Source organism: Streptomyces sp. CNX435, from assembly GCF_059570575.1.
In genome coordinates, this window is the sequence record NZ_JCANTA010000007.1 from 143,016 (window position 1) to 164,021 (window position 21,006).

20 protein-coding genes are annotated in these 21,006 nt (G+C 71.2%); 2 read left to right on the forward strand and 18 right to left on the reverse strand.

Features of this window, described 5'->3' with window-relative positions; all coding sequences use genetic code 11:
• Positions 1–10: 10 nt before the first annotated feature.
• The 11 genes from nuoK to T328_RS15045 form a co-directional block, all read right to left on the reverse strand.
• Positions 11–310, reverse strand: a complete 300-nt coding sequence (nuoK, locus tag T328_RS14995) for an NADH-quinone oxidoreductase subunit NuoK (protein ID WP_496496514.1) — start codon at positions 308–310, stop codon at positions 11–13.
• Positions 311–395: 85 nt separating this feature from the next.
• Entirely contained in the window at positions 396–1,304 is a 909-nt protein-coding gene (locus T328_RS15000; protein WP_496496515.1) for an NADH-quinone oxidoreductase subunit J, read from the reverse strand.
• Complete coding sequence (gene nuoI / locus T328_RS15005; RefSeq protein WP_496496516.1) at positions 1,301–1,912, reverse strand: NADH-quinone oxidoreductase subunit NuoI; 612 nt, start codon at positions 1,910–1,912, stop codon at positions 1,301–1,303. The genes T328_RS15000 and nuoI overlap by 4 nt, the downstream gene beginning before the upstream one ends.
• Complete coding sequence (nuoH, locus tag T328_RS15010) at positions 1,905–3,272, reverse strand: NADH-quinone oxidoreductase subunit NuoH (protein WP_496496517.1); 1,368 nt, start codon at positions 3,270–3,272, stop codon at positions 1,905–1,907. The genes nuoI and nuoH overlap by 8 nt, the downstream gene beginning before the upstream one ends.
• Positions 3,269–5,740 (reverse strand): NADH-quinone oxidoreductase subunit G, encoded by a 2,472-nt coding sequence (locus T328_RS15015; RefSeq protein ID WP_496496518.1) that lies wholly within the window; start codon positions 5,738–5,740, stop codon positions 3,269–3,271. The genes nuoH and T328_RS15015 overlap by 4 nt, the downstream gene beginning before the upstream one ends.
• Positions 5,737–7,083, reverse strand: coding sequence for an NADH-quinone oxidoreductase subunit NuoF (gene nuoF / locus T328_RS15020; RefSeq protein ID WP_496496519.1), 1,347 nt, complete (start codon positions 7,081–7,083; stop codon positions 5,737–5,739). The genes T328_RS15015 and nuoF overlap by 4 nt, the downstream gene beginning before the upstream one ends.
• Entirely contained in the window at positions 7,083–7,997 is a 915-nt protein-coding gene (gene nuoE, locus T328_RS15025) for an NADH-quinone oxidoreductase subunit NuoE (RefSeq protein WP_496496520.1), read from the reverse strand. Before nuoE ends, nuoF begins: the two co-directional genes overlap by 1 nt.
• On the reverse strand, positions 7,994–9,328 hold the full coding sequence (locus T328_RS15030) for an NADH-quinone oxidoreductase subunit D (protein WP_496496521.1): 1,335 nt from the start codon (positions 9,326–9,328) through the stop codon (positions 7,994–7,996). The genes nuoE and T328_RS15030 overlap by 4 nt, the downstream gene beginning before the upstream one ends.
• Positions 9,328–10,068, reverse strand: coding sequence for an NADH-quinone oxidoreductase subunit C (locus T328_RS15035; protein ID WP_496496522.1), 741 nt, complete (start codon positions 10,066–10,068; stop codon positions 9,328–9,330). Before T328_RS15035 ends, T328_RS15030 begins: the two co-directional genes overlap by 1 nt.
• A gap of 85 nt (positions 10,069–10,153) precedes the next feature.
• Complete coding sequence (locus tag T328_RS15040) at positions 10,154–10,708, reverse strand: NuoB/complex I 20 kDa subunit family protein (RefSeq protein WP_496496523.1); 555 nt, start codon at positions 10,706–10,708, stop codon at positions 10,154–10,156.
• Between the two features lie 12 nt (positions 10,709–10,720).
• Complete coding sequence (locus T328_RS15045) at positions 10,721–11,080, reverse strand: NADH-quinone oxidoreductase subunit A (RefSeq protein ID WP_407560455.1); 360 nt, start codon at positions 11,078–11,080, stop codon at positions 10,721–10,723.
• A gap of 810 nt (positions 11,081–11,890) precedes the next feature.
• Between T328_RS15045 and T328_RS15050 the strand changes: the two genes are divergently transcribed.
• Entirely contained in the window at positions 11,891–12,637 is a 747-nt protein-coding gene (locus T328_RS15050) for a C40 family peptidase (protein WP_496496657.1), read from the forward strand.
• Between the two features lie 159 nt (positions 12,638–12,796).
• On the opposite strand, the gene T328_RS15055 is transcribed toward T328_RS15050, so the two are convergent.
• The 3 genes from T328_RS15055 to T328_RS15065 all read right to left on the reverse strand — a co-directional run bounded on the left by T328_RS15055 (position 12,797) and on the right by T328_RS15065 (position 14,738).
• Entirely contained in the window at positions 12,797–12,958 is a 162-nt protein-coding gene (locus T328_RS15055) for a prevent-host-death family protein (protein ID WP_496496524.1), read from the reverse strand.
• Positions 12,959–13,065: 107 nt separating this feature from the next.
• On the reverse strand, positions 13,066–13,641 hold the full coding sequence (locus tag T328_RS15060; protein ID WP_496496525.1) for an HD domain-containing protein: 576 nt from the start codon (positions 13,639–13,641) through the stop codon (positions 13,066–13,068).
• Between the two features lie 23 nt (positions 13,642–13,664).
• The gene (locus tag T328_RS15065) at positions 13,665–14,738 is read right to left on the reverse strand and encodes a helix-turn-helix domain-containing protein (protein WP_496496526.1); all 1,074 of its coding nucleotides are present in this window, start codon (positions 14,736–14,738) and stop codon (positions 13,665–13,667) included.
• Positions 14,739–14,992: 254 nt separating this feature from the next.
• Here T328_RS15065 and T328_RS15070 point away from each other — a divergent pair, with 254 nt between their 5' ends.
• A complete protein-coding gene (locus T328_RS15070) occupies positions 14,993–15,664 on the forward strand; it encodes an ATP-binding protein (RefSeq protein WP_496496527.1) in 672 nt (223 codons plus the stop codon).
• Here T328_RS15070 and T328_RS15075 read toward each other — a convergent pair.
• From T328_RS15075 to T328_RS15090, 4 genes are all read right to left on the reverse strand, one after another.
• Entirely contained in the window at positions 15,648–16,934 is a 1,287-nt protein-coding gene (locus tag T328_RS15075) for a geranylgeranyl reductase family protein (RefSeq protein WP_496496528.1), read from the reverse strand. The genes T328_RS15070 and T328_RS15075 overlap by 17 nt on opposite strands.
• Positions 16,935–17,022: 88 nt before the next feature.
• On the reverse strand, positions 17,023–17,718 hold the full coding sequence (locus tag T328_RS15080) for a demethylmenaquinone methyltransferase (protein WP_496496529.1): 696 nt from the start codon (positions 17,716–17,718) through the stop codon (positions 17,023–17,025).
• The gene (mqnC, locus tag T328_RS15085; RefSeq protein WP_496496530.1) at positions 17,715–18,911 is read right to left on the reverse strand and encodes a cyclic dehypoxanthinyl futalosine synthase; all 1,197 of its coding nucleotides are present in this window, start codon (positions 18,909–18,911) and stop codon (positions 17,715–17,717) included. The genes T328_RS15080 and mqnC overlap by 4 nt, the downstream gene beginning before the upstream one ends.
• A 148-nt stretch (positions 18,912–19,059) precedes the next feature.
• Positions 19,060–20,994 carry a protein kinase domain-containing protein gene (locus T328_RS15090; RefSeq protein WP_496496531.1) on the reverse strand — a complete coding sequence of 645 codons (1,935 nt, stop codon included), beginning with the start codon at positions 20,992–20,994 and terminating at the stop codon, positions 19,060–19,062.
• Positions 20,995–21,006 lie beyond the last annotated feature (12 nt).

Consider the following 21,006-nt stretch of genomic DNA (forward strand, 5'->3'; position numbering starts at 1 on the left):
GTGCGTCCCCTTACAGCTTCATCAAAGCGGCGTCGTCGACCGAGGCCGAGTGGCGGGAGCGGTACACCGACACGATGATCGCCAGGCCGACCACGACCTCCGCGGCGGCGACGACCATGGTGAAGAACGCGACGATCTGGCCGTCGAGGTTCCCGTGCATCCGGGAGAACGTGACCAGCGCCAGGTTGCAGGCGTTCAGCATCAGCTCGATGCACATGAACACCACGATCGCGTTCCGCCTGATGAGCACCCCGGCCGCGCCGATGGTGAACAGCAGCGCGGAGAGATACAGGTAGTTGACCGGGTTCACGGCATCTCCTTGTTCGCTTCTCCGCCCGCGCGGCGAACGTCACGACGCGCTGTCGGGTGCGGCTGGGCAGCCGCGCGTGCGTCGCTCACTTCCCCTCTCCCTTTCCGGCCGTTCCGGTTCCGGCCGTTCCGGCGTTCGCGCCGACTGTGCTGACCGTGTCCTGCCCGCCGTCGTCGTCGCCGGTGTCCGGCTCCAGGGCCTTGCCCTGGTAGTCGGCGGTGCGCTGCTCTATGGCCGCGAGATCCGCCAGCGCCTGCGCGGAGACGTCCCGGATCTGGCCGCGGTCGCGCAGCGTGCGGTTGACGGTCAGCTCGGACGGCGTGCCGTCGGGCAGCAGGCCCGGGATGTCCACGGCGTTGTGGCGGGCGTAGACACCGGGCGCGGGCATCGGCGGCACCTGGACGCCGTCGCGTACGCGCTGCGCGGCCTGCTCGCGCTGCGTCGGGGTCCGCTCGGTCTTCTCGCGGTGGGTGAGGACCATGCCCGCGACCGCCGCGGTGATCAGCAGCGCGCCGGTCAGCTCGAAGGCGAAGACGTAGTCGCGGAAGATCAGCCGGGCGAGACCGTGTACGTTGCCGCCGGAGTTGGCCTCCTCCAGCCCGTCGAAGGTGCTGAGGCTCGCGTTGCCGATGCCGGCCATCAGCAGCACGCCGAAGCCGATGCCGCAGAGCATCGCCAGCCAGCGCTGGCCCTTGATGGTCTCCTTCAGCGAGTCGGCGGCGCTGATGCCGACGAGCATCAGTACGAAGAGGAAGAGCATCATGACCGCGCCGGTGTAGACGACGATCTGGACGACGCCGAGGAAGTACGCGCCGTTGGCGAGGTAGAAGACCGCCAGGATCACCATCGTCCCGGCGAGGCAGAGCGCCGAGTGCACCGACTTCTTCATCAGCACGGTGCCCAGCGCACCGGCGACGGCGAAGACGGCCAGCACCCAGAACTGGGTCGCCTCCCCGGTGGACGTGGTGTAGCCGGCCTGGGCGAGGGCGTTCATGCCTGGACTCCTTCGGAGTGCGGCTCCGGGTCCGCCGACTCGCCCTTGCTGACGGCGACCTGGCGCTCCGTACCCGGGGCGGCCTCGGTGACGAGGCCGCTGTAGTAGTCCTTCTCCGTCATCCCCGGGTAGATGGCGTGCGGCGACTCGACCATGCCGTCCTGCAGTCCGGCGAGCAGCTCGTCCTTGGTGAAGATGAGCGATTCGCGGCTGCGGTCGGCCAGCTCGTACTCGTTGGTCATGGTCAGCGCCCGCGTGGGGCACGCCTCGACGCACAGCCCGCACAGGATGCAGCGCAGGTAGTTGATCTGGTAGACGCGGCCGTAGCGCTCGCCCGGCGAGTAGCGCTCCTCGTCGGTGTTGTCCGCGCCCTCGACGTAGATCGCGTCCGCCGGGCAGGCCCACGCGCACAGCTCGCAGCCGATGCACTTCTCCAGCCCGTCCGGGTGCCGGTTGAGCTGGTGGCGGCCGTGGAAGCGGGGCGCCGTCGGCTTCTTGTACTCGGGGTACTGCTCGGTCAGCCGCTTCTTGAACATGGCCTTGAAGGTCACGCCGAAGCCGGCCACCGGGTTGACGAACCCCTGCTTGTCCTTCTTCTCGTCAGCCATTGTCGGCCTCCTCAGTGTCGCCTCCGGGACCGTTCGTACCCACCAGCTCGCGCTCGCGTCGCGAGGGCCGGCGGGGCACGGGCGGCAGGGTCTGACCGGGCAGCGGAGGCACGGGGTAGCCGCCCTCCGTCGGGTCGAACTCCGGCTCCCCGCGGGCCTCCGCCGCGGCAGCGGCCAATGTTGCAGCCTCCTTGTCCTTGCGGTCGCGGAAGATGTCCACGACGAAGGACAAGACGAGGATCATCAGCAGCCCGCCGGCGATGTAGAGCACGATCTCGGTGAAGTCCACGTCCTCGTTGCGCAGCGCCCGCACGGTGGCCACCAGCATCAGCCAGACCATGGAGACGGGGATGAGGACCTTCCAGCCCAGCTTCATGAACTGGTCGTAGCGCACCCGCGGGAGCGAGCCGCGCAGCCAGACGAAGCCGAAGAGGCACACGACGACCTTGGCGGTGAACCACAGCATCGGCCACCAGCCGGTGTTGGCGCCCTCCCACACGGTGCTGATCGGCGCGGGCGCGCGCCAGCCGCCGAGGAAGAGCGTGACCGCCACCGACGACAGCGTGACCATGTGCACGTACTCGGAGAGCATGAACATCGCGAACTTGATCGACGAGTACTCGGTGGAGTACCCGGAGACCAGGTCGCCCTCGGACTCCGGCATGTCGAAGGGCAGCCGGTGCGACTCGCCCACCATCGCGACCAGGTAGACCAGGAACGACACCGGCAGCAGGATCGCGAACCACCGGTCGTCCTGCGCCGCCACGATCTCCGAGGTCGACAGCGACCCGGAGTAGAGGAAGACGGCCGCGAACGACAGGCCCATCGCGACCTCGTACGAGATCACCTGGGCCGTCGCGCGGACGCCGCCGAGCAGCGGGTACGTCGAGTTGGACGCCCAGCCGGCGAGGACGACGCCGTAGGCGGCGATGGAGGCGGTGGCCAGCACGTACAGCATGGCGACCGGGAGGTCGGTCAGCTGCAGCGCGGTGCGCTCGCCGAAGATCGACACCTGGTTGTCGGCGGGGCCGAAGGGGATGACCGCGATGGCCATGAAGGCGGGGATGGCGGCGAGGAGCGGCGCCAGGATGTAGACCGCCTTGTCGGCGCCCTTGACGATGATGTCCTCTTTGAACATCAGCTTCACGCCGTCGGCGAGCGACTGCAGCAGGCCCCACGGGCCGTGCCGGTTCGGGCCGATGCGCAGCTGCATCCAGCCCAGGACCTTGCGCTCGAAGACGATCGAGATGAGGACCGTCAGCATCAGGAACGCAAAGCAGAAGACCGCCTTGAGCAGGATCAGCCACCAGGGGTCGCCCCCGAAGAAGCTGAGGTCCTCCGCGGCGAGGTACGTGGTCACGCCTGAACCTCCTTGGAGACGGCCGAGACCTGGACCAGGTCGCCGGGGTTGGCGCCCGTCGCCGCCGGCACGCCCGGGGTCGTCGACTGCAGGGGCAGCCAGACGACCTGGTCGGGCAGCTCCGCGGTGATCCGCAGCGGGAGCGTGACCGTGCCGGCGGGGCCGGTGACGGCGAGCGGGTCGCCGTCGGCGACGCCGGTGGCCGCCGCGGTGGCGGGCGAGAGCCGGGCGGCGGCCTCGTGGCGGGTGGCGGTCAGGGCGTCGTCGCCCTCCTGCAGCCGGCCCTCGTCGAGCAGCAGCCGGTGGCCCGCGAGCACCGCCTCGCCGGCGCCGGGCTGCGGCAGCGGCGCGGCGCGGTCGTCGGGCGGCGTGGGATGCAGGCCGCCGGTGCGGACGCCGAGGCGGGCCAGCTCGGCCCGTACCGTACGGGCGTCGGGCAGGCCCAGGTGGACGTCGAGGGCGTCGGCGAGCATGTGCAGCACCCGCTGGTCCGCGGGGGCGAGCCGGCGGGTCATCTGGTCCGGCTTCAGCGCGGCCTCGAACGGCCGGGCGCGGCCTTCCCAGTTGATGTACGTGCCCTGCTTCTCGGCGACCGCGGCCACCGGGAAGACCACGTCGGCCCGCTCGGTGACCTCGCTGGGCCGCTGCTCCAGGCTGACCACGAACTCCGCCCGGTCCAGCGCCTCGCGGGCCTTCGCCGGGTCCGGCAGGTCGGAGACCTGCACGCCGCCGACGAGCAGCGCCCCGAGGTCCCCGGCCACCGCGGCGTCGATGATCTCGCCGGTGTCGCGGCCGGCCCGATGCGGCAGTTCGGCCAGGCCCCACGCGGCGGCGGTCTCCCGGCGCGCCTCGGCGTCGGTCGCGGGCCGGCCGCCGGGCAGCATCCCGGGCAGCGCACCGGCCTCGACGGCGCCGCGTTCGCCGGCGCGGCGCGGGATCCAGGCGAGGGTGGCGCCGGTGGCCTCCGCGGTACGTACGACGGCGGACAGCGCGCCGCGTACGCCCGCCAGCCGCTCGCCGACGAGGATCACCGCGCCCTCCTGGCGCAGCGCGTCGGACGCGGCCTTGCCGTCGTCGCCGAGTCCGGCGCCGGAGCCGAGGGCGTCCAGCCAGCTCGGCTCGGTGCCGGGGGCGGCGGGCAGCAGCGTGCCGCCGGCCTTGGTGAGGCCGCGGGTGGCGAAGGGGGCGATCGCGTAGACCTTCAGGCCCTTCTTCCGCCACGCCTTGCGCAGCCGGAGGAAGACGCCGGGCGCCTCCTCCTCGGCCTCCAGACCGGCGAGCAGCACCGCGGGCGCCTTCTCCAGCGCGCCGTACGTGACGCCGCGCCCGCTGCCCGCGACCCGCGCGGCCAGGAACTCGGTCTCCTCGGCGCTGTGCACCCGGGCCCGGAAGTCGATGTCGTTCGTGTCGAGCGCGGCGCGGGCGAACTTGGCGTACGCGTAGGCGTCCTCCAGCGTCACCCGCCCGCCGGTGAGCACCCCCGCCCGGCCGCGGGCCGCGGCCAGGCCGGTGGCCGCGGCGCGCAGCGCCTCGGGCCAGCTCGCCGGCTGCAGCTCACCGTTCTCGTCCCGGACCAGCGGCTGGGTGAGCCGGTCGGGCAGCTGCGCGTAGCGGAAGCCGAAGCGGCCCTTGTCGCACAGCCACTCCTCGTTGACCTCCGGGTCGTTGGCGGCGAGCCGGCGCATGACCTTGCCGCGGCGGTGGTCGGTGCGCGTCGCGCAGCCGCCGGCGCAGTGCTCGCAGACCGACGGCGAGGACACCAGGTCGAAGGGGCGCGAGCGGAAGCGGTACATCTTCGAGGTGAGTGCGCCGACCGGGCAGATCTGGATGGTGTTGCCCGAGAAGTACGACTCGAACGGCACGCCCTCGCCGGTGCCGACCTGCTGCAGCGCGCCGCGCTCCAGCATCTCGATCATCGGGTCGCCCGCGATCTGGTTGGAGAACCGGGTGCAGCGCGCGCACAGCACGCAGCGCTCGCGGTCGAGCAGCACCTGCGGCGAGATCGGCACGGGCTTCTCGAACGTGCGCTTCTGGCCGTCGAAGCGGCTCTCGGCCTGCCCCGCGGACATCGCCTGGTTCTGCAGCGGGCACTCGCCGCCCTTGTCGCAGACCGGGCAGTCCAGCGGGTGGTTGATGAGCAGCAGCTCCATCACGCCGCGCTGCGACTTCTCGGCGACGTCGGAGGTCAGCTGGGTCTTCACCACCATCCCGTCGGTACAGGTGATGGTGCAGGACGCCGACGGCTTGCGCTGGCCCTCGATCTCGACGATGCACTGCCGGCAGGCGCCGACGGGGTCGAGCAGCGGGTGGTCGCAGAACCGCGGGACCTCGATGCCGAGCTGCTCGGCGGCGCGGATGACGAGGGTGCCCTTGGGCACGCTGACCTCGACGCCGTCGATGGTCAGCGTGACGATGTTCTCCGGGGCGGCGGGCTTCTCCGGTGCCTTCTCCGGCTCCGTGACGGTCACGCGGTCACCTCCTGGTGGGTCGTGGAGCCGGGGGTGTCGGCCCAGGCGGTGGATCTGGCCGGGTCGAAGGGGCAGCCGCCGCCGGTGACGTGCTGCTCGTACTCCTCGCGGAAGTACTTCAGCGAGGAGAAGATCGGCGCGGCGGCGCCGTCGCCGAGGGCGCAGAACGACTTGCCGTTGATGTTGTCGGCGATGTCGTTGAGCTTGTCGAGGTCGGCGAGCGAGCCCTTGCCCGCCTCGATGTCGCGGAGGAGCTGGACCAGCCAGTACGTACCCTCGCGGCAGGGCGTGCACTTGCCGCAGGACTCGTGCTCGTAGAACTCGGTCCAGCGGGTGACGGCCCGCACCACGCAGGTCGTCTCGTCGAAGCACTGCAGCGCCTTGGTGCCGAGCATGGAGCCGGCACCGCCGACGCCCTCGTAGTCGAGGGGGACGTCGAGGTGCTCCTCGGTGAGCATCGGGGTGGACGAGCCGCCGGGGGTCCAGAACTTCAGCCGGTGGCCGGGGCGCATGCCGCCGCCCATGTCGAGCAGCTGGCGCAGCGTGATGCCGAGCGGCGCCTCGTACTGGCCGGGGCGGGCGACGTGGCCGGAGAGCGAGTACAGCGTGAAGCCCGGGGACTTCTCGCTGCCCATGGTGCGGAACCACTCCTTGCCCTTGTTCATGATCGCGGGAACGGACGCGATGGACTCGACGTTGTTCACGACGGTGGGGCAGGCGTAGAGGCCCTCGACGGCCGGGAACGGCGGGCGCAGCCGGGGCTGCCCGCGGCGGCCCTCCAGCGAGTCGAGCAGCGCGGTCTCCTCGCCGCAGATGTACGCGCCGGCGCCGGCGTGCACTGTTACGTCCAGGTCGAGCCCGGAGCCGAGGATGTCCTTGCCGAGGAAGCCCGCGGCGTACGCCTCGCGCACCGCCTCGTGCAGCCTGCGCAGCACCGGCACGACCTCGCCGCGCAGGTAGATGAACGCGTGGTTGGACCGGAAGGCGTGACAGGCGATGACGATGCCCTCGATGAGGGAGTGCGGGTTCGCGAAGAGCAGCGGGATGTCCTTGCAGGTGCCCGGTTCCGACTCGTCGGCGTTGACGACGAGGTAGTGCGGCTTGCCGTCGCCCTGCGGGATGAACTGCCACTTCATGCCGGTGGGGAAGCCGGCGCCGCCACGGCCGCGCAGGCCGGCGTCCTTGACGTACGCGATGACGTCGTCGGGCGACATCGCGAGTGCCTTGCGCAGGCCCTCGTAGCCCTCGTGGTGCTGGTACGTCTCCAGTGTCCAGGACTCGGGGTGGTCCCAGAACTCGGAGAGCACCGGGGTCAGCAGCTCTTCCGGCGAGTCGACGGTCATCACGCGCCCTCCTCCTCGGTGGGCTCCGCTGCGGTGGGCTCCGCCGCGGACGCGGTGGGCGGGTGCGCCGGGTCGGACGCGGAGGTCTTCAGCGGCGCGTCGTGCGAGCTGGGGTGGCCGGCCGGCGGCTGGTCCTCCAGCGCGTCGGGCGGCGGGCTCTCGGGGTGCGGCTCGGCGCGCCGGGTGGTCGCGCGCGCGGCGGGCTCCTCGCCCTTGGCCATGCGCAGCCCGACGAGCGAGGCGGGACCGGCGCCGCCGGACTCGGCGACCACGCCGGGGCGCTCGTCGGGGAAGCCGGCCAGTATGCGGGCGGTCTCCTTGAACGTGCAGAGCTTCGCGCCGCGGGTGGGGTGCACCTCGCTGCCGGCGCGCAGGTCGTCCACGAGCCGGCGGGCGGATTCGGGCGTCTGGTTGTCGAAGAACTCCCAGTTGACCATCACCACGGGGGCGTAGTCACAGGCGGCGTTGCACTCGATGTGCTCCAGGGTGACCTTGCCGTCCTCGGTGGTCTCCTGGTTGCCGACGCCCAGGTGTTCCTTCAGCTCGTCGAAGATGGCGTCGCCGCCCATGACCGCGCAGAGCGTGTTGGTGCAGACCCCGACCTGGTAGTCGCCGGAGGGCTTGCGCCGGTACATGGTGTAGAAGGTGGCGACCGCGGACACCTCGGCGGCGGTCAGGTCCAGCGTCTCGGCGCAGAACTGCATGCCGGTGCGGGTGACGTGCCCCTCCTCCGACTGCACCAGGTGCAGCATCGGCAGCAGCGCCGAACGGCTGTCGGGATAGCGGGCGATGATCTCCTTCGCGTCCGCGGTCAGCCGCTCGCGCACGTCGGCCGGATAGTCGGGGGCGGGCAGCTGGGGCATGCCCAGCTGGACGGCCGCCGCGCCGCCCTGGTCACGTTCTGCCGTCGTCATCGGTCGACGCCTCCCAGCACGGGGTCGATGGATGCGATCGCCACGATCACGTCGGCCACCTGGCCGCCCTCGGTCATGGCCGCGATGGCCTGCAGGTTCACGAACGACGGCTCGCGGAAGTGCACCCGGAACGGGCGCGTGCCGCCGTCGCTGACGACGTGCACGCCGAGTTCGCCCTTGGGCGACTCCAGCGCCACGTACGTCTGCCCGGGCGGCACCCGGAAGCCCTCGGTGACCAGCTTGAAGTGGTGGATCAGGGCCTCCATCGAGGTGCCCATGATGTTCTTGATGTGGTCCAGCGAGTTGCCGAGGCCGTCGGGCCCCAGCGCGAGCTGCGCGGGCCAGGCGATCTTCTTGTCGGCGACCATCACCGGGCCCGGCTCCAGCCGGTCCACGCACTGCTCGACGATGCGCAGCGACTGGCGCATCTCCTCCAGCCGGATGAGGAACCGGCCGTAGGCGTCGGCGGTGTCGGCGGTGGGGACCTCGAAGTCGTACGTCTCGTAGCCGCAGTACGGGTCCGTCTTGCGCAGGTCGTGCGGCAGCCCGGTGGCGCGCAGGATCGGGCCGGTGGCGCCCAGCGACATGCAGCCGGCCAGGTCCAGGTGCGCGATGTCCTGCATCCGCGCCTTGAACGCCGGGTTGTTGGTGGCCAGCTTGTCGTACTCCGGGAAGTTCTTGCGGAGCGTCTTGATCGTCTCGCGGATGGCGTCGACCGCGCCCGGGGGCAGGTCCTGGGCGAGACCGCCGGGGCGGATGAACGCGTGGTTCATGCGCAGGCCGGTGATCAGCTCGAACAGGTCGAGGATCATCTCGCGGTCGCGGAAGCCGTAGATCATGACCGTGGTGGCGCCCAGCTCCATGCCGCCGGTGGCGATGGCCACCAGGTGGGAGGAGATCCGGTTCAGCTCCATCAGCAGCACCCTTATGACCGTGGCCCGGTCGGGCACCTCGTCGGTGATGCCGAGCAGCTTCTCCACCGCCATGGAGTACCCGGCCTCGTTGAAGAACGAGGTGAGGTAGTCCATGCGGGTCACGAAGGTGGAGCCCTGGGTCCAGGTCCGGTATTCGAGGTTCTTCTCGATACCGGTGTGCAGGTAGCCGATGCCGCAGCGGGTCTCCGTCACGGTCTCGCCGTCGATCTCCAGGATGAGCCGCAGCACGCCGTGGGTGGAGGGGTGCTGCGGGCCCATGTTGACGACGATCCGCTCGTCGTCGGCGCGGTGCACCGACTGGGCCAGCTCGTCCCAGTCGCCGCCGGTGACGGTGTAGACGGTGCCCTCGGTGGTCTCGCGGGCCGAGGCTGCGCCGGTCGCGTGGGTGGTGCTCATCAGCTGTACGACCTCCGCTGGTCGGGAGCCGGGATCTGGGCGCCCTTGTACTCGACGGGGATGCCGCCGAGGGGGTAGTCCTTGCGCTGCGGGAACCCCTGCCAGTCGTCGGGCATGAAGATCCGGGTCAGCGCGGGGTGGCCGTCGAAGACGATGCCGAAGAAGTCGTAGACCTCGCGCTCGTGCCAGTCGTTCGTCGGGTAGACGTCCACGACGGACGGGATGTGCGGGTCGTCGTCGGGGGCGCTGACCTCGACCCGGAGCAGCCGGGTGTGGGTGAGGGAGCGCAGGTGGTAGACGGCGTGCAGCTCGCGGCCCTGGTCGCCGGGGTAGTGCACCCCGGAGACGCCGGTACACAGCTCGAAGCGCAGGGCCGGGTCGTCGCGCAGCGTACGCATCACGCGCGACAGGTGCTCGCGGGCGACGTGGAAGGTCAGCTCGCCGCGGTCGACGACGGTCTTCTCGATGGCGTTCTCGGGGGCGAGACCCTGCTCCTCCAGGGCGCCCTCCAGCTCGTCGGCGGCCTCGTCGAACCAGCCGCCGTAGGGGCGTACGGACCCTCCCGGCAGCCGGACGCTGCGCGTCAGGCCACCGTAGCCGGAGGTGTCGCCGCCGTTCTCGGCGCCGAACATGCCGCGCTGGACGCGGATGGTCTCGCCGTGGTCACCGCGCCGGCCCGGCAGGTTCTCGGCGTTCAGGTCCTGGTCGGGGTTCACCCCGTCCGCGCTCTCCCCGCTCACCGTGCCACCTCGTTCGCTACTCCGCCCGCTCGGCGAAACTCGCGATTACTTGTCGGCCGCAGGTAAGCAGCCTCGCGTGCGTCGCTCACCGCAGCAGACCCTTCATCTCGATCGTCGGCAGCGCCTTCATCGCGGCCTCCTCGGCCTCCCGGGCCGCCTCCTCGCGGTTCACGCCGAGCTTCTCGTTCTTGATCTTCTCGTGCAGCTTGAGGATCGCGTCGATGAGCATCTCGGGGCGCGGCGGGCAGCCGGGCAGGTAGATGTCGACCGGCACGACGTGGTCCACGCCCTGCACGATCGCGTAGTTGTTGAACATGCCGCCGGACGAGGCGCAGACGCCCATGGAGATGACCCACTTGGGGTTCGGCATCTGGTCGTAGACCTGGCGCAGCACCGGCGCCATCTTCTGGCTCACCCGGCCGGCGACGATCATCAGGTCGGCCTGGCGGGGCGAGCCGCGGAAGACCTCCATGCCGAAGCGCGCCAGGTCGTAGCGGCCGGCGCCGGCGGTCATCATCTCGAACGCGCAGCAGGCCAGGCCGAACGTCGCCGGGAAGACGGACGACTTGCGTGCCAGCCCGGCGGCCTGCTCGACCGTGCTCAGGATGAACCCGCTCGGGAGCTTTTCCTCAAGTCCCATTGGTGATGCCCCCTAGTCCCATTCCAGTCCGCCGCGCCGCCACACGTAGGCGTACGCGACGAAGACGGTGAGCACGAAGAGCAGCATCTCCACGAGCCCGAAGATCCCCAGGGCGTCGAAGGAGACGGCCCAGGGGTAGAGGAAGACGATCTCGATGTCGAAGACGATGAACAGCATCGCCGTCAGGTAGTACTTGACCGGGAAGCGGCCCCCGCCGGCCGGCACCGGCGTCGGCTCGATGCCGCACTCGTAGGCGTCGAGCTTGGCCCGGTTGTAGCGCTTCGGACCCACGAGCGCCGCCGCGACCACGGAGAACACCGCGAAGGCCGCCGCAATGGCTCCGAGCACGAGGATCGGCGTGTATACGTTCACCGCTGCCCCGCTCCTCTCCAGTCGACGATGACTGCCTGCCAGTCCACACCGGACTCGCGTTCCTGTCCCACCAAGATCGTGCTCATGTGAGGCAGTTCACAAGCCCTACTGATGCGCATCTTATGCCCCCCGCTCTGTGATCTGCGACACGGGGGCCCCCTAAGGCTTTGTGATCTTAACCACCCGGTGATCGATCGGACGCGCGAATGATCGCCCAGCTGTTCACGCGGTGCGAAGGCCCGATCACCGGATCTCCGCCATCGGCGGATCGTCGCAGGTCAGCGGGGTGGGCGCGGAGGCGTTCGACGTGCGGGCGATTTCGGCGCCGGGCCGCCGGAGGCGAATTCGAGCGCCCGCGTGCTCAATTGTCTTTCGGGCTTCAGGGTGCTTGCGCACGCCCTCTCAAGCGCCCTGTGGGGGCCGTGGGGGACAGAAACGGCGCGGAGTGATTTGGACCACAGCACGTGATCCGGAGCAAGGGTCCTTGCTTGGTTTGCGGCGGGAGAAGTGATAACCGTCCGGCAACGTTCGGCGCGCCGGCCAAATGCCGTGCGTATCGCGTAGGTAACGAAGCCGAGGTCGCCGGGCGCCGGACGGCTGGCGCGGAACAGACGGCCCAAATGCCGCATTTCACGGGAGGGGCCGCCAAGTGTGGCGCATCCCACGAGTGTTGAAACTCGAACCATCCCCCTGATAGCGCTGGTTCTCATGTCCCGTAAACCGCACATACCCAGCCACCGGAAACCCCGGCGCCGACAGGCCCCCGCGTGGGTCGTCCGCACCGGAGTCGCCGGTGGCGCCCTCGGCACGATGGTCGCGACGGCGGCGTCCGCTACCGCCCTCGCAGACACCAGCAGGACGGCCGGGGCGACGGCCGCGGAGTCGACGGCCGAACTCCCCGCCGTGGACGCCGACGTCCACGTGGGCACGGCACTCGCCACCGGCGTCGAGCAGAGCGCCGACGCCACCCAGACCGCCGCCCTGCGCCTCGAACTGAGCAAGGAGTCGCAGGAGGCCGCCGAGGACGCCCGTAAGGCGGCCGCGGAGGCCAAGAAGGAGGCGACGGCCCGCGCGGCGGCCGAGAAGCGCGCACAGGAGCGCGCAGCGGCCCGCGCGGCGGAGCGCGAGGAGCTGGCCACGGCCTCCGCGTCGTCGCCCGAGTCCACCGCCGCCGAGGCGCCCGCGGCGGCCCCGGCCGCGTCGGGCAGCGTCGGCACGGTGCTGGACTTCCTGAACGCCCAGGTCGGCAAGGCGTACGTGCTGGGGGCCAGCGGCCCGTCGGCGTACGACTGCTCGGGCCTGACCCAGGCCGCCTTCCGCACGGTGGGCGTGGAGCTGCCGCGCACGGCGGCGGAGCAGTCCACGGCCGGCACACCGGTGTCGGTGTCCGATGTCCAGCCCGGCGACCTGGTCTTCTGGGGCGGCACCGGCTCGGCGTACCACGTGGCCGTCTACATCGGCGACGGCAAGTACCTGGACGCGGCCAACCCGTCGAAGGGCGTGGTGATCCAGGAGATGTCGTACTACATGCCCACCTCGGCCGTCCGGGTCCTCTGAACTCGTATCGCCCGACCCGAGAGCCCGCGGCCGGACGTCCGGCCGCGGGCTCTCGCAGGTGTTGCACAGGCGCATTGTGCGCGAATTCTCAAGCCCGGCTTCACGAGCTGCAGCCGAGGTGCTCGATACGGTGGCCCGACCCAGCCCGTCGACGCGATGTCACGCCTCACCCTCCGGCAGGCCCGCTGCCTCAAGCAGCCAGGCCCGTGCCACGTCATGCGGCACCGGTTCTTTGGCGACACCCAGCGCCCGATCACGTTCCAACCCAGCCACGGCCAGGGCGTCTTGCAGGTCGGCCAGCTCCGCCGGCGAGATAAACACGGCCGCAGGCACCCCTCGGTCGATCAGCGTGCGGTCCGTCCGCGACGCCCCCTGAGCCCCCGCCGAAGATCTTCAGTCCGGCGGTGGCAATGCGCGTACGTCTCGGCCTACCGGAGATAGGTCCGCTGCCAGTCCGCGGAGCGCATGCCCTGAGCGGCGTCGGCGAGCGCTATGGCGGATTCCGTCTTCAGCTTCGCCCGCGTGCTGTCCACCCACTCCTGGGCATTGCTGTAGCCCTGTTCCAGGTACTCCATGCCCTGCAGCATGCACTCCAGCCTGTCGGCATCGTGCGCCACCATGACCTCGATCGAGTCGCCGTTCTCGTACTCGTCGACGATCGCCTGAATCCCGCTGGCGACCGCGGGGTGCGCGTCTGCGAGCTGGTCAGCGGTCACGTCCTCGTTCTTCGCCGCGCTGAGGTAGCGGCGTCCGACCCACGGAATGTCGCCCACGCGGGTCTCCTGGGTGTCGTGGAAGGTGCACAGGAGAGCCACCTTGGCGGGGTCGGCGCCCTCAAGCATGGCCAGCACCGCACCGATGACGGCCGTACGAAAGCTGTGCTCCGCAACGGTCTCGGGGTCCTTCACGCCTACGATCCACCAGCCGGTGCGCCGCGCCCGCTTCAGGGTTCCCATCTCCAGCAGGTAGCCCACGGAGCCCTTGGCGAGGGCGTCATCGGTCATGGGGTCTTTGTCCCTCCGATAGATCACGGCGTACTCAGCCTCAGACCGTAATGCACCGAGTCCAGTTCGCGCCGGGCCTGCCGGGACACCCGGTCACCGTCGAGCAGCAGGGATACCCGACACCGCAGGTCATGCACCAGCCGGGGGTCTGACGCCAGGAGGCCAGGACGAGAGGCGATGAGAGCCCAGACCGAGTGCACGTTGAGATCCACGCAGCCGAGCGCGGGATCAAGACGGTCTACCAGGCTGCGGAGGAGCGCGCCGGGATCCCAGGAGCGGTGCGCGGAATCGGCCATGAACGAGTCGTCGGACCGTGGCAACCGGTCGAGCCCGAGCCAGTGCGCCCAGTAGTTGAGATTGGCAGTCTCGCCGGGGTCGCCGCTCATCCCGCGCTCGATGAAGGCGTGCAGTATTTCGACATCGCCATGCCGGGTCAGAGAGGTGGCCAGGGATCGCGCATCGGACCAGGCGGGGGCCCAGACCGCATGGGTGAGCTGCGTCTTCCGACGGCTTTGCATCTCGCCGAGCCATGCGTGCGTGTCGGGAGCGGAGTCGTAACTGCACAGGTAGAGGGCCTGCCGTCGGAGCAGCGCCCCCTCGTCCCCGGAGCGGTCGGCCAGTTCGGCGAAACGGCGAAGGTGGTCGAAGAACCGGCGTTGGTCATCGGCGCCCAGGGACGGGGCCGCGGGCGATGGCCCCCGCCGTCTCGGCACCGGTCGGGCCGGCTTCGGCAGGGCTGCGGGAGCCACCCCGTTGATCGCCCACGTGAGCATGTGGGTCGCCGAACGGGTGAAGACCCACCCGGCCAGCGGGTGATCGCGGAAGCCTTGATGCGGACGTCCGGCGTCCAGGGCATAGCCGATCACCGAATCAGCGTCCATGGCGGCATCAAGGAGGACCAACAGCGCAGGATCCGCACCAGTCCTCAGCAGATGCCGACGTAAAGAGAGCAGCTGCACGGAGGGAACCGCGGTCAGTGGACGACGGCCGGACTCCCACCCCTGAACAGTCGCCAAGTCGACACCGAGCTCCTCCGCCAACTCGCACTGGGTGCGCGGAAGCCGCTCCCTGACGACCTTGAAGAGATGCCCGGTCACGACCCCGCCGCGGGTGCGTGTGCGCGAACCCTGCGCACCGGTCGGTGTTCTGTCACCTCTGCGCGACCGAGTTGGCGTCATGGCTTGCTCCCCGCGTGCCCGGGCCTCAAGAACTCGTACCCTGCGTAAGTTTTTCACCCCGCTCAGTCACCGTACGTTCGTAGTCCGGCGGATGAGCATGAAGCCTCCCCAGCTTAGTTGCGCTCAGCGACTAGAGGTCCACACATCGTGCTCTTCAGTTCCAGAGGAGGTAGGTGACGACGGTGGCACAGCACCTGAAGGACATCGACGGGCACACCGCCCAGGAGTGGACGATGCGTTACACCATGGTCAAACGGTCAGCGCGACTTACTCGCCTCCACACCCGTCGCACACTGACCAACTGGAGCTGGCGCGGAGAGACCGAGGACGCGGTGCTCATCGTTTCCGAGCTGGTGACGAATGCAATCGAGCACGGTCGGGTGCCCGGGCACCAGCTGGCGTTGCGCCTCACCCTCCTCGAATGCGGTGGACTGGTGATCGACGTCTCCGACCCGGTTCCGGACTTCCCGAACTTCGCCGACGCCATCGCCCACGTCGGTCCACACCATCCCGAGCAGGGGCGCGGCCTGCTGGTTGCGACTCGGCTCGGCGCCGAGATCACCTGGTTCCCGCGTAAGTACTGCGGCAAGACCGTACGCGCGCGCCTCGTCGGCCCGCCGGGTTGCCAGGACTGCACTGACGGCTTGAGCGTAAATTCTCAAGCGCGGCCGCGCCGGTTCGTGGCACGCGATGCGTTCGCGGCCACGTCGCGTACCGCCCCCGACATCTCCCTCGAAGCGTTCCGGGCAGACCAGGACGCGACAGCGGAGACGAGGACGGACGCACTGGCGACCGGAATCGACGGGCCGGCCGCGGTCGCCCCGGCGGCTACGCGCGGGGGGTGACCTTCGTCAGGCCGTTGATGATGCGGTCCATCGCGTCGCCGCCCTGGGGGTCCGTCAGGTTCGCCAGGAGCTTCAGGGTGAAGCGCATCAGCACCGGGTGGGTGAGGCCGCGTTCGGTGGCGAGCTTCATCACCTTCGGGTTGCCGATGAGGCGGACGAAGGCGCGGCCCAGCTGGTAGTAGCCGCCGTAGGTGTCCTTGAGGACCTTCGGGTAGCGATGCAGCGCCAGCTCGCGCTGGGCGTACGTCGAGCGGCCGTGGGCCTGGACGACGACGTCCGCGACGATCTGGCCCGACTCCATCGCGTACGCGATGCCCTCGCCGTTGAACGGGTTGACCATCCCGCCGGCGTCGCCGACGAGCAGCAGCCCGCGGTCGTAGTGGGGCTGGCGGTTGAACGCCATCGGCAGGGCGGCGCCGCGGATGGGGCCGGTCATGTTGTCCGGGGTGTAGCCCCACTCCTCCGGCATCGAGGCGCACCACGCCTTGAGCACGTCCCGCCAGTCCAGCTCCTTGAAGGCGGACGACGAGTTGAGGATGCCGAGGCCCACGTTGGACGTGCCGTCGCCCATGCCGAACACCCAGCCGTAGCCGGGCAGCAGCCGGTCCTCCGGGCCGCGCTTGTCCCACAGCTCCAGCCAGGACTCCAGATAGTCGTCCTCGTGCCGCGGGGACGTGAAGTACGTCCGGACGGCGACGCCCATGGGGCGCTTCTCGTTGCGGTGCAGGCCCATGGCCAGCGAGAGCCGCGAGGAGTTGCCGTCGGCGGCGATGACCAGCGGGGCGTGGAAGGTGACCGGGGTCTTCTCCTCGCCGAGCTTCGCGTGCACGCCGGTGATCCGGCCGGTCCGCTCGTCGATGACCGGCTGTCCGACGTTGCACCGCTCGTGCAGCCGGGCGCCGGCCTTCTGCGCCTGCTGCGCGAGCTGCTGGTCGAAGTCGTCGCGCTTGCGCACCAGCCCGTAGTCGGGGAAGGCCGCCAGCTCCGGCCAGTCGAGCTGCAGCCGGTTGCCCCCGGCGATGATCCGCAGGCCCTTGTTCCGCAGCCAGCCGGCCTCTTCGGAGACGTCGATGCCCATGGCGATGAGCTGCTTGGTGGCCCGCGGGGTGAGCCCGTCGCCGCAGACCTTCTCGCGGGGGAACGCCGTCTTCTCCAGGAGCAGGACGTCGAGCCCGGCCTTGGCGAGGTAGTACGCGGTCGTCGAGCCGGCCGGCCCGGCCCCGACGACGATCACATCGGCACTGCGGGTGGACTCAGTGGCGTCGATCACGGCGGCTCCCAGGTCACGCGGGTCGTTCCCCGAAGTCTAAGTGGCGGCTCGGACAGCCGGGCGCGCGGCCCGGCCCACGGCCCCGGGCTCAGCTCGGGGCGTACGCGCGGTGGAGGGCCACGATGCCGCCGCTGAGGTTGCGCCAGGCCGGGCGGGTCCAGCCGGCGTCGGCGAGTTGGGCGGCGAGCGCCGGCTGGTCCGGCCAGGCGCGGATGGACTCCGCGAGGTAGACGTACGCGTCCGGGCTGCTGCTCACCCGCTCCGCGATCGGCGGCAGCGCGCGCATCAGGTACTCCGTGTACACCGTCCGGAACGGCGCCCACGTCGGGTGGGAGAACTCGCAGATCACGAGCCGGCCGCCCGGCCGCGTCACCCGCCGCATCTCGCGCAGCGCCGCGGCCGTCTCCTGGACGTTCCGCAGCCCGAAGGAGATCGTGACCGCGTCGAACACCCCGTCCGCGAACGGCAGCCGCGTCGCGTCACCCGCCGTCAGCGGCAGCCGCGGGTGGCGCCGCCTGCCCTCGCGCAGCATCCCCAGCGAGAAGTCGCACGGGACCACGTACGCCCCCGCCGCCGCGAACGGCAGCGACGATGTGCCCGTACCCGCGGCCAGGTCCAGCACGCGCTGCCCCGGCCGCGCGTCGACCGCGCGGGCGACCGCCCGGCGCCACAGCCGCGCCTGGCCGAGGGAGAGGACGTCGTTGGTGAGGTCGTAGTTCGCGGCGACGTCGTCGAACATCGCCGCCACCTCGTGCGGCTGCCTCTCCAGGGTCGCGCGCGTCACCGGTCGGCCTCCACCAGCGTCAGCTCCGGGTGCGCCGTGCCGCCCTCGATGGCGGTGGACGACAGGTGCGACACGACGCGGTCGTCGACGGGGTCGTCCGCCGGATCGTCGTGCACCGCCAGATGCTCGTACGTCGTCGAACGCTGCGCCGGCACCCGGTCGGCGCCGCGGATCATCTCGATGATCTCGCGCAGGTTCGAGCGGTGGCGCGCGCCGGCGGAGGACACCACGTTCTCCTCCAGCATCACCGAGCCGAGGTCGTCCGCGCCGTAGTGCAGCGTCAGCTGGCCGACGTCCTTGCCGGTGGTCAGCCAGGAGCCCTGGATGTGCGCGACGTTGTCGAGGAAGATCCGCGCGATGGCGATCATCCTCAGATACTCCAGCGTGGTCGCCTGCGTGCGGCCCTTCAGCTTGTTGTTCTCCGGCTGGTACGTGTACGGGATGAAGGCCCGGAACCCGCCGGTGCGGTCCTGCACGTCGCGGATCATCCGCAGGTGCTCGATCCGCTCGGCGTTCGTCTCGCCCGTGCCCATCAGCATCGTGGACGTCGACTCCACCCCGAGCCCGTGCGCGGTCTCCATGATCTCCAGCCACCGCTCGCCGCTCTCCTTAAGAGGTGCGATGGCCTGCCGCGGCCGGGCCGGCAGCAGCTCGGCGCCGGCACCGGCGAAGGAGTCCAGGCCGGCGGCGTGGATGCGGCGGATGGCGTCCTCGGCGGTGGTGCCGGAGATGCGGGCCATGTGCTCGACCTCGGAGGCGCCGAGGGAGTGGATGACGAGCTGCGGGTACGCCTTCTTGATCGCGGAGAAGTGCTCTTCGTAGTACTCCACGCCGAAGTCGGGGTGGTGGCCGCCCTGGAACATGATCTGCGTGCCACCGAGCCGCACGGTCTCCTCGCAGCGGCGCAGGATGTCGTCCAGGCCGCGGGTCCAGCCCTTGTCCGTGGCGGTGGGCGGGGCGTAGAAGGCGCAGAACTTGCAGGCGGTGACACAGACGTTCGTGTAGTTGATGTTCCGCTCGATGATGTACGTCGCGATGTGCGCGGTCGCGGCGTAGCGGCGGCGGCGTACGGCGTCGGCGGCGGCGCCCAGCGCGTGCAGCGGGGCGGAGCGGTACAGGTCGAGGGCCTCGCCGGGGGTGACGCGGCCGCCCGCGGCGGCGCGGTCCAGGACTGCCTGCAGATCGGTGGTCACGGTGACCGGCCCCTTCCGCGAGTGGTGCGTACGAGCGAACACCAGCCTACGCGGCGGATGTCACCCGCTCGGGCCGGGCCTCTCCCCCAGGCCGTTCCGTCGGCCGGGCCCGCGGGCCGGTCCGCAGGCCGGTCCCTCGGCCGGTCCGTCAGCCGGAGTCCTTCGTCAGCGTCGAGCGCGGGTTGCCCGAGGCTTCCGCGTCGGAGCGGTACTCGGCGGTCGTGCCGCCCTTGTGCGTCAGGGTCACCGTCGACTTGCCGGGGGCGCAGAGGCCCTCGGAGCTCTCGCGTGCCGGGTCGTCCTCCTCGCGGAGGGTGAGGGTGGTGTCGGTGGCGACAGTCAGCTTGGCGCGGCTGTAGCAGTGCGCGACGTCGTAGAGGGAGTAGTCGAAGTACGCGACGTACTCTCCCTTCCCGCCCTGCTTGATCTCCACGCTGACGTCGCCGTTCGGGACGCCGTCCGCCTGGATGATCTCGCCCTCCCAGTCGCCGAGGAACTTCTCCGGTACGGAGTCGACCGCCCGGGTCGGCTCAGGGGCGGGGCTGTCGGTCGCGTCGCTGGAGTCGCCTCCGGTGCCGCCGCCGGTGGATTCCTGGCCGCCGTCGCCGGCGCCGCCGCTGTCGACCGTGTTGCCGCCGGAGGCGTCCCCCGCCTGCGGGCTGTCCCCGCCGTCGCCGTCCAGCAGTCCGGGTACGAAGAACAGGCCCAGCATCAGCGCCGCGAGCGCGCCGGCGACGGAGAGCACCAGAGTGCAACTGAACCGCCGCGAGCGCAGGCCGACTTCCGCCCGCCGCTCGGGCGGCGTCACGCCGACGGCCTCGAAGGCACCGGCTCCGGCACCCGCCGCCCCGGCACCCGCCGCGTCGGCGCCCGCAGCTCCGGGACCAGCGGCTCCGGCACCCGCGGCGCCGGCCCCCGCCGCCCCGGCTCCGGCCCCCGGCCCGCCCGCCGGCGCCGCACCCGGCGGCGCCGCGCCGCCCGCCGCGGCGGGCGTACCCGCGCCCGGCGTACCCGCCGCGCCCGGGGCCCCCGCCCCCGGCGCCGTCCCGTCCAGCACCGGCGGCGGCCCGAACACCCCCGGCCCGTACTCCCCCGGCCCGTACTCCGCCGACTGCAGCGGCACCGGCCCCGACGGCAGCCCGTCGCCGCCCCGCTCCGGTGCCCCCTCCGGCGCCGCCGCCGGCCGCGCCTCCATCGCCAGCAGCTCCACCGCACGCCGGCTGATCTGCTCCGTGACCGGCGGCGGCAGCCATCCGGGCCGTACGAGACGCGCCGCCTCGCCGCCCGCCGCCAGCCCGCGCACCAGCTCCGCCGGCTCCGGCCGTGCCGCCGGGTCCTTCGCCAGGCACGCCGTGGCCAGCTCGCGCAGTTCGCCCGTCAGGCCGTGCAGCTGCGCCTCCTCGTGCACCACCAGGTACAGCAGCGTGGGCGCGGCGTCGCCCGGGAACGGCGGCTGCCCGGTGGCGGCGAAGACGAGCACGGCGCCGAGGCTGAAGACGTCGCCGGCGCCGGTGACGGGCCGGCCGAGGATCTGCTCGGGCGACATGTAGCCGGGCGAGCCGACCGAGGCGCCGGAGGCGGTCAGCGAGGCGGTGCCGTCGGTGGCGCGGGCGATACCGAAGTCGATGAGGCGGGGGCCGTCGAGGGTCAGCAGGACATTGGAGGGTTTGACGTCGCGGTGGACGAGCCCGAGCCCGTGCACCGCCGCCAGCGCCTCGGCCAGCCCCGCGCCCATGGTGCGCAGGGTCTCCTCGGGCAGCGGCCCGTGCTCGGCGACGGCGTCGCTGAGGCTGGGCCCGGCGACGTACCCGGTGGCGACCCACGGGACGTCGTCGTCCGGCCCGGCGTCGAGCACGGGCGCGGTCCACGCGCCGCCGACGCGGCGCGCGGCCTCGACCTCGCGGCGGAAGCGGGTGCGGAACTCGTCGTCGTGCGCGAAGTGCGGGTGGACGACCTTGACGGCCACGGTGGCGCCGCCGGGGCTGCGGCCGAGGAAGACCCGGCCCATGCCGCCGGAACCCAGCCGTCCCAGCACCCGGTACGGCCCGACGACCTCGGGATCACCGCTCTGTACCGGCTGCATCGACACCCCCCG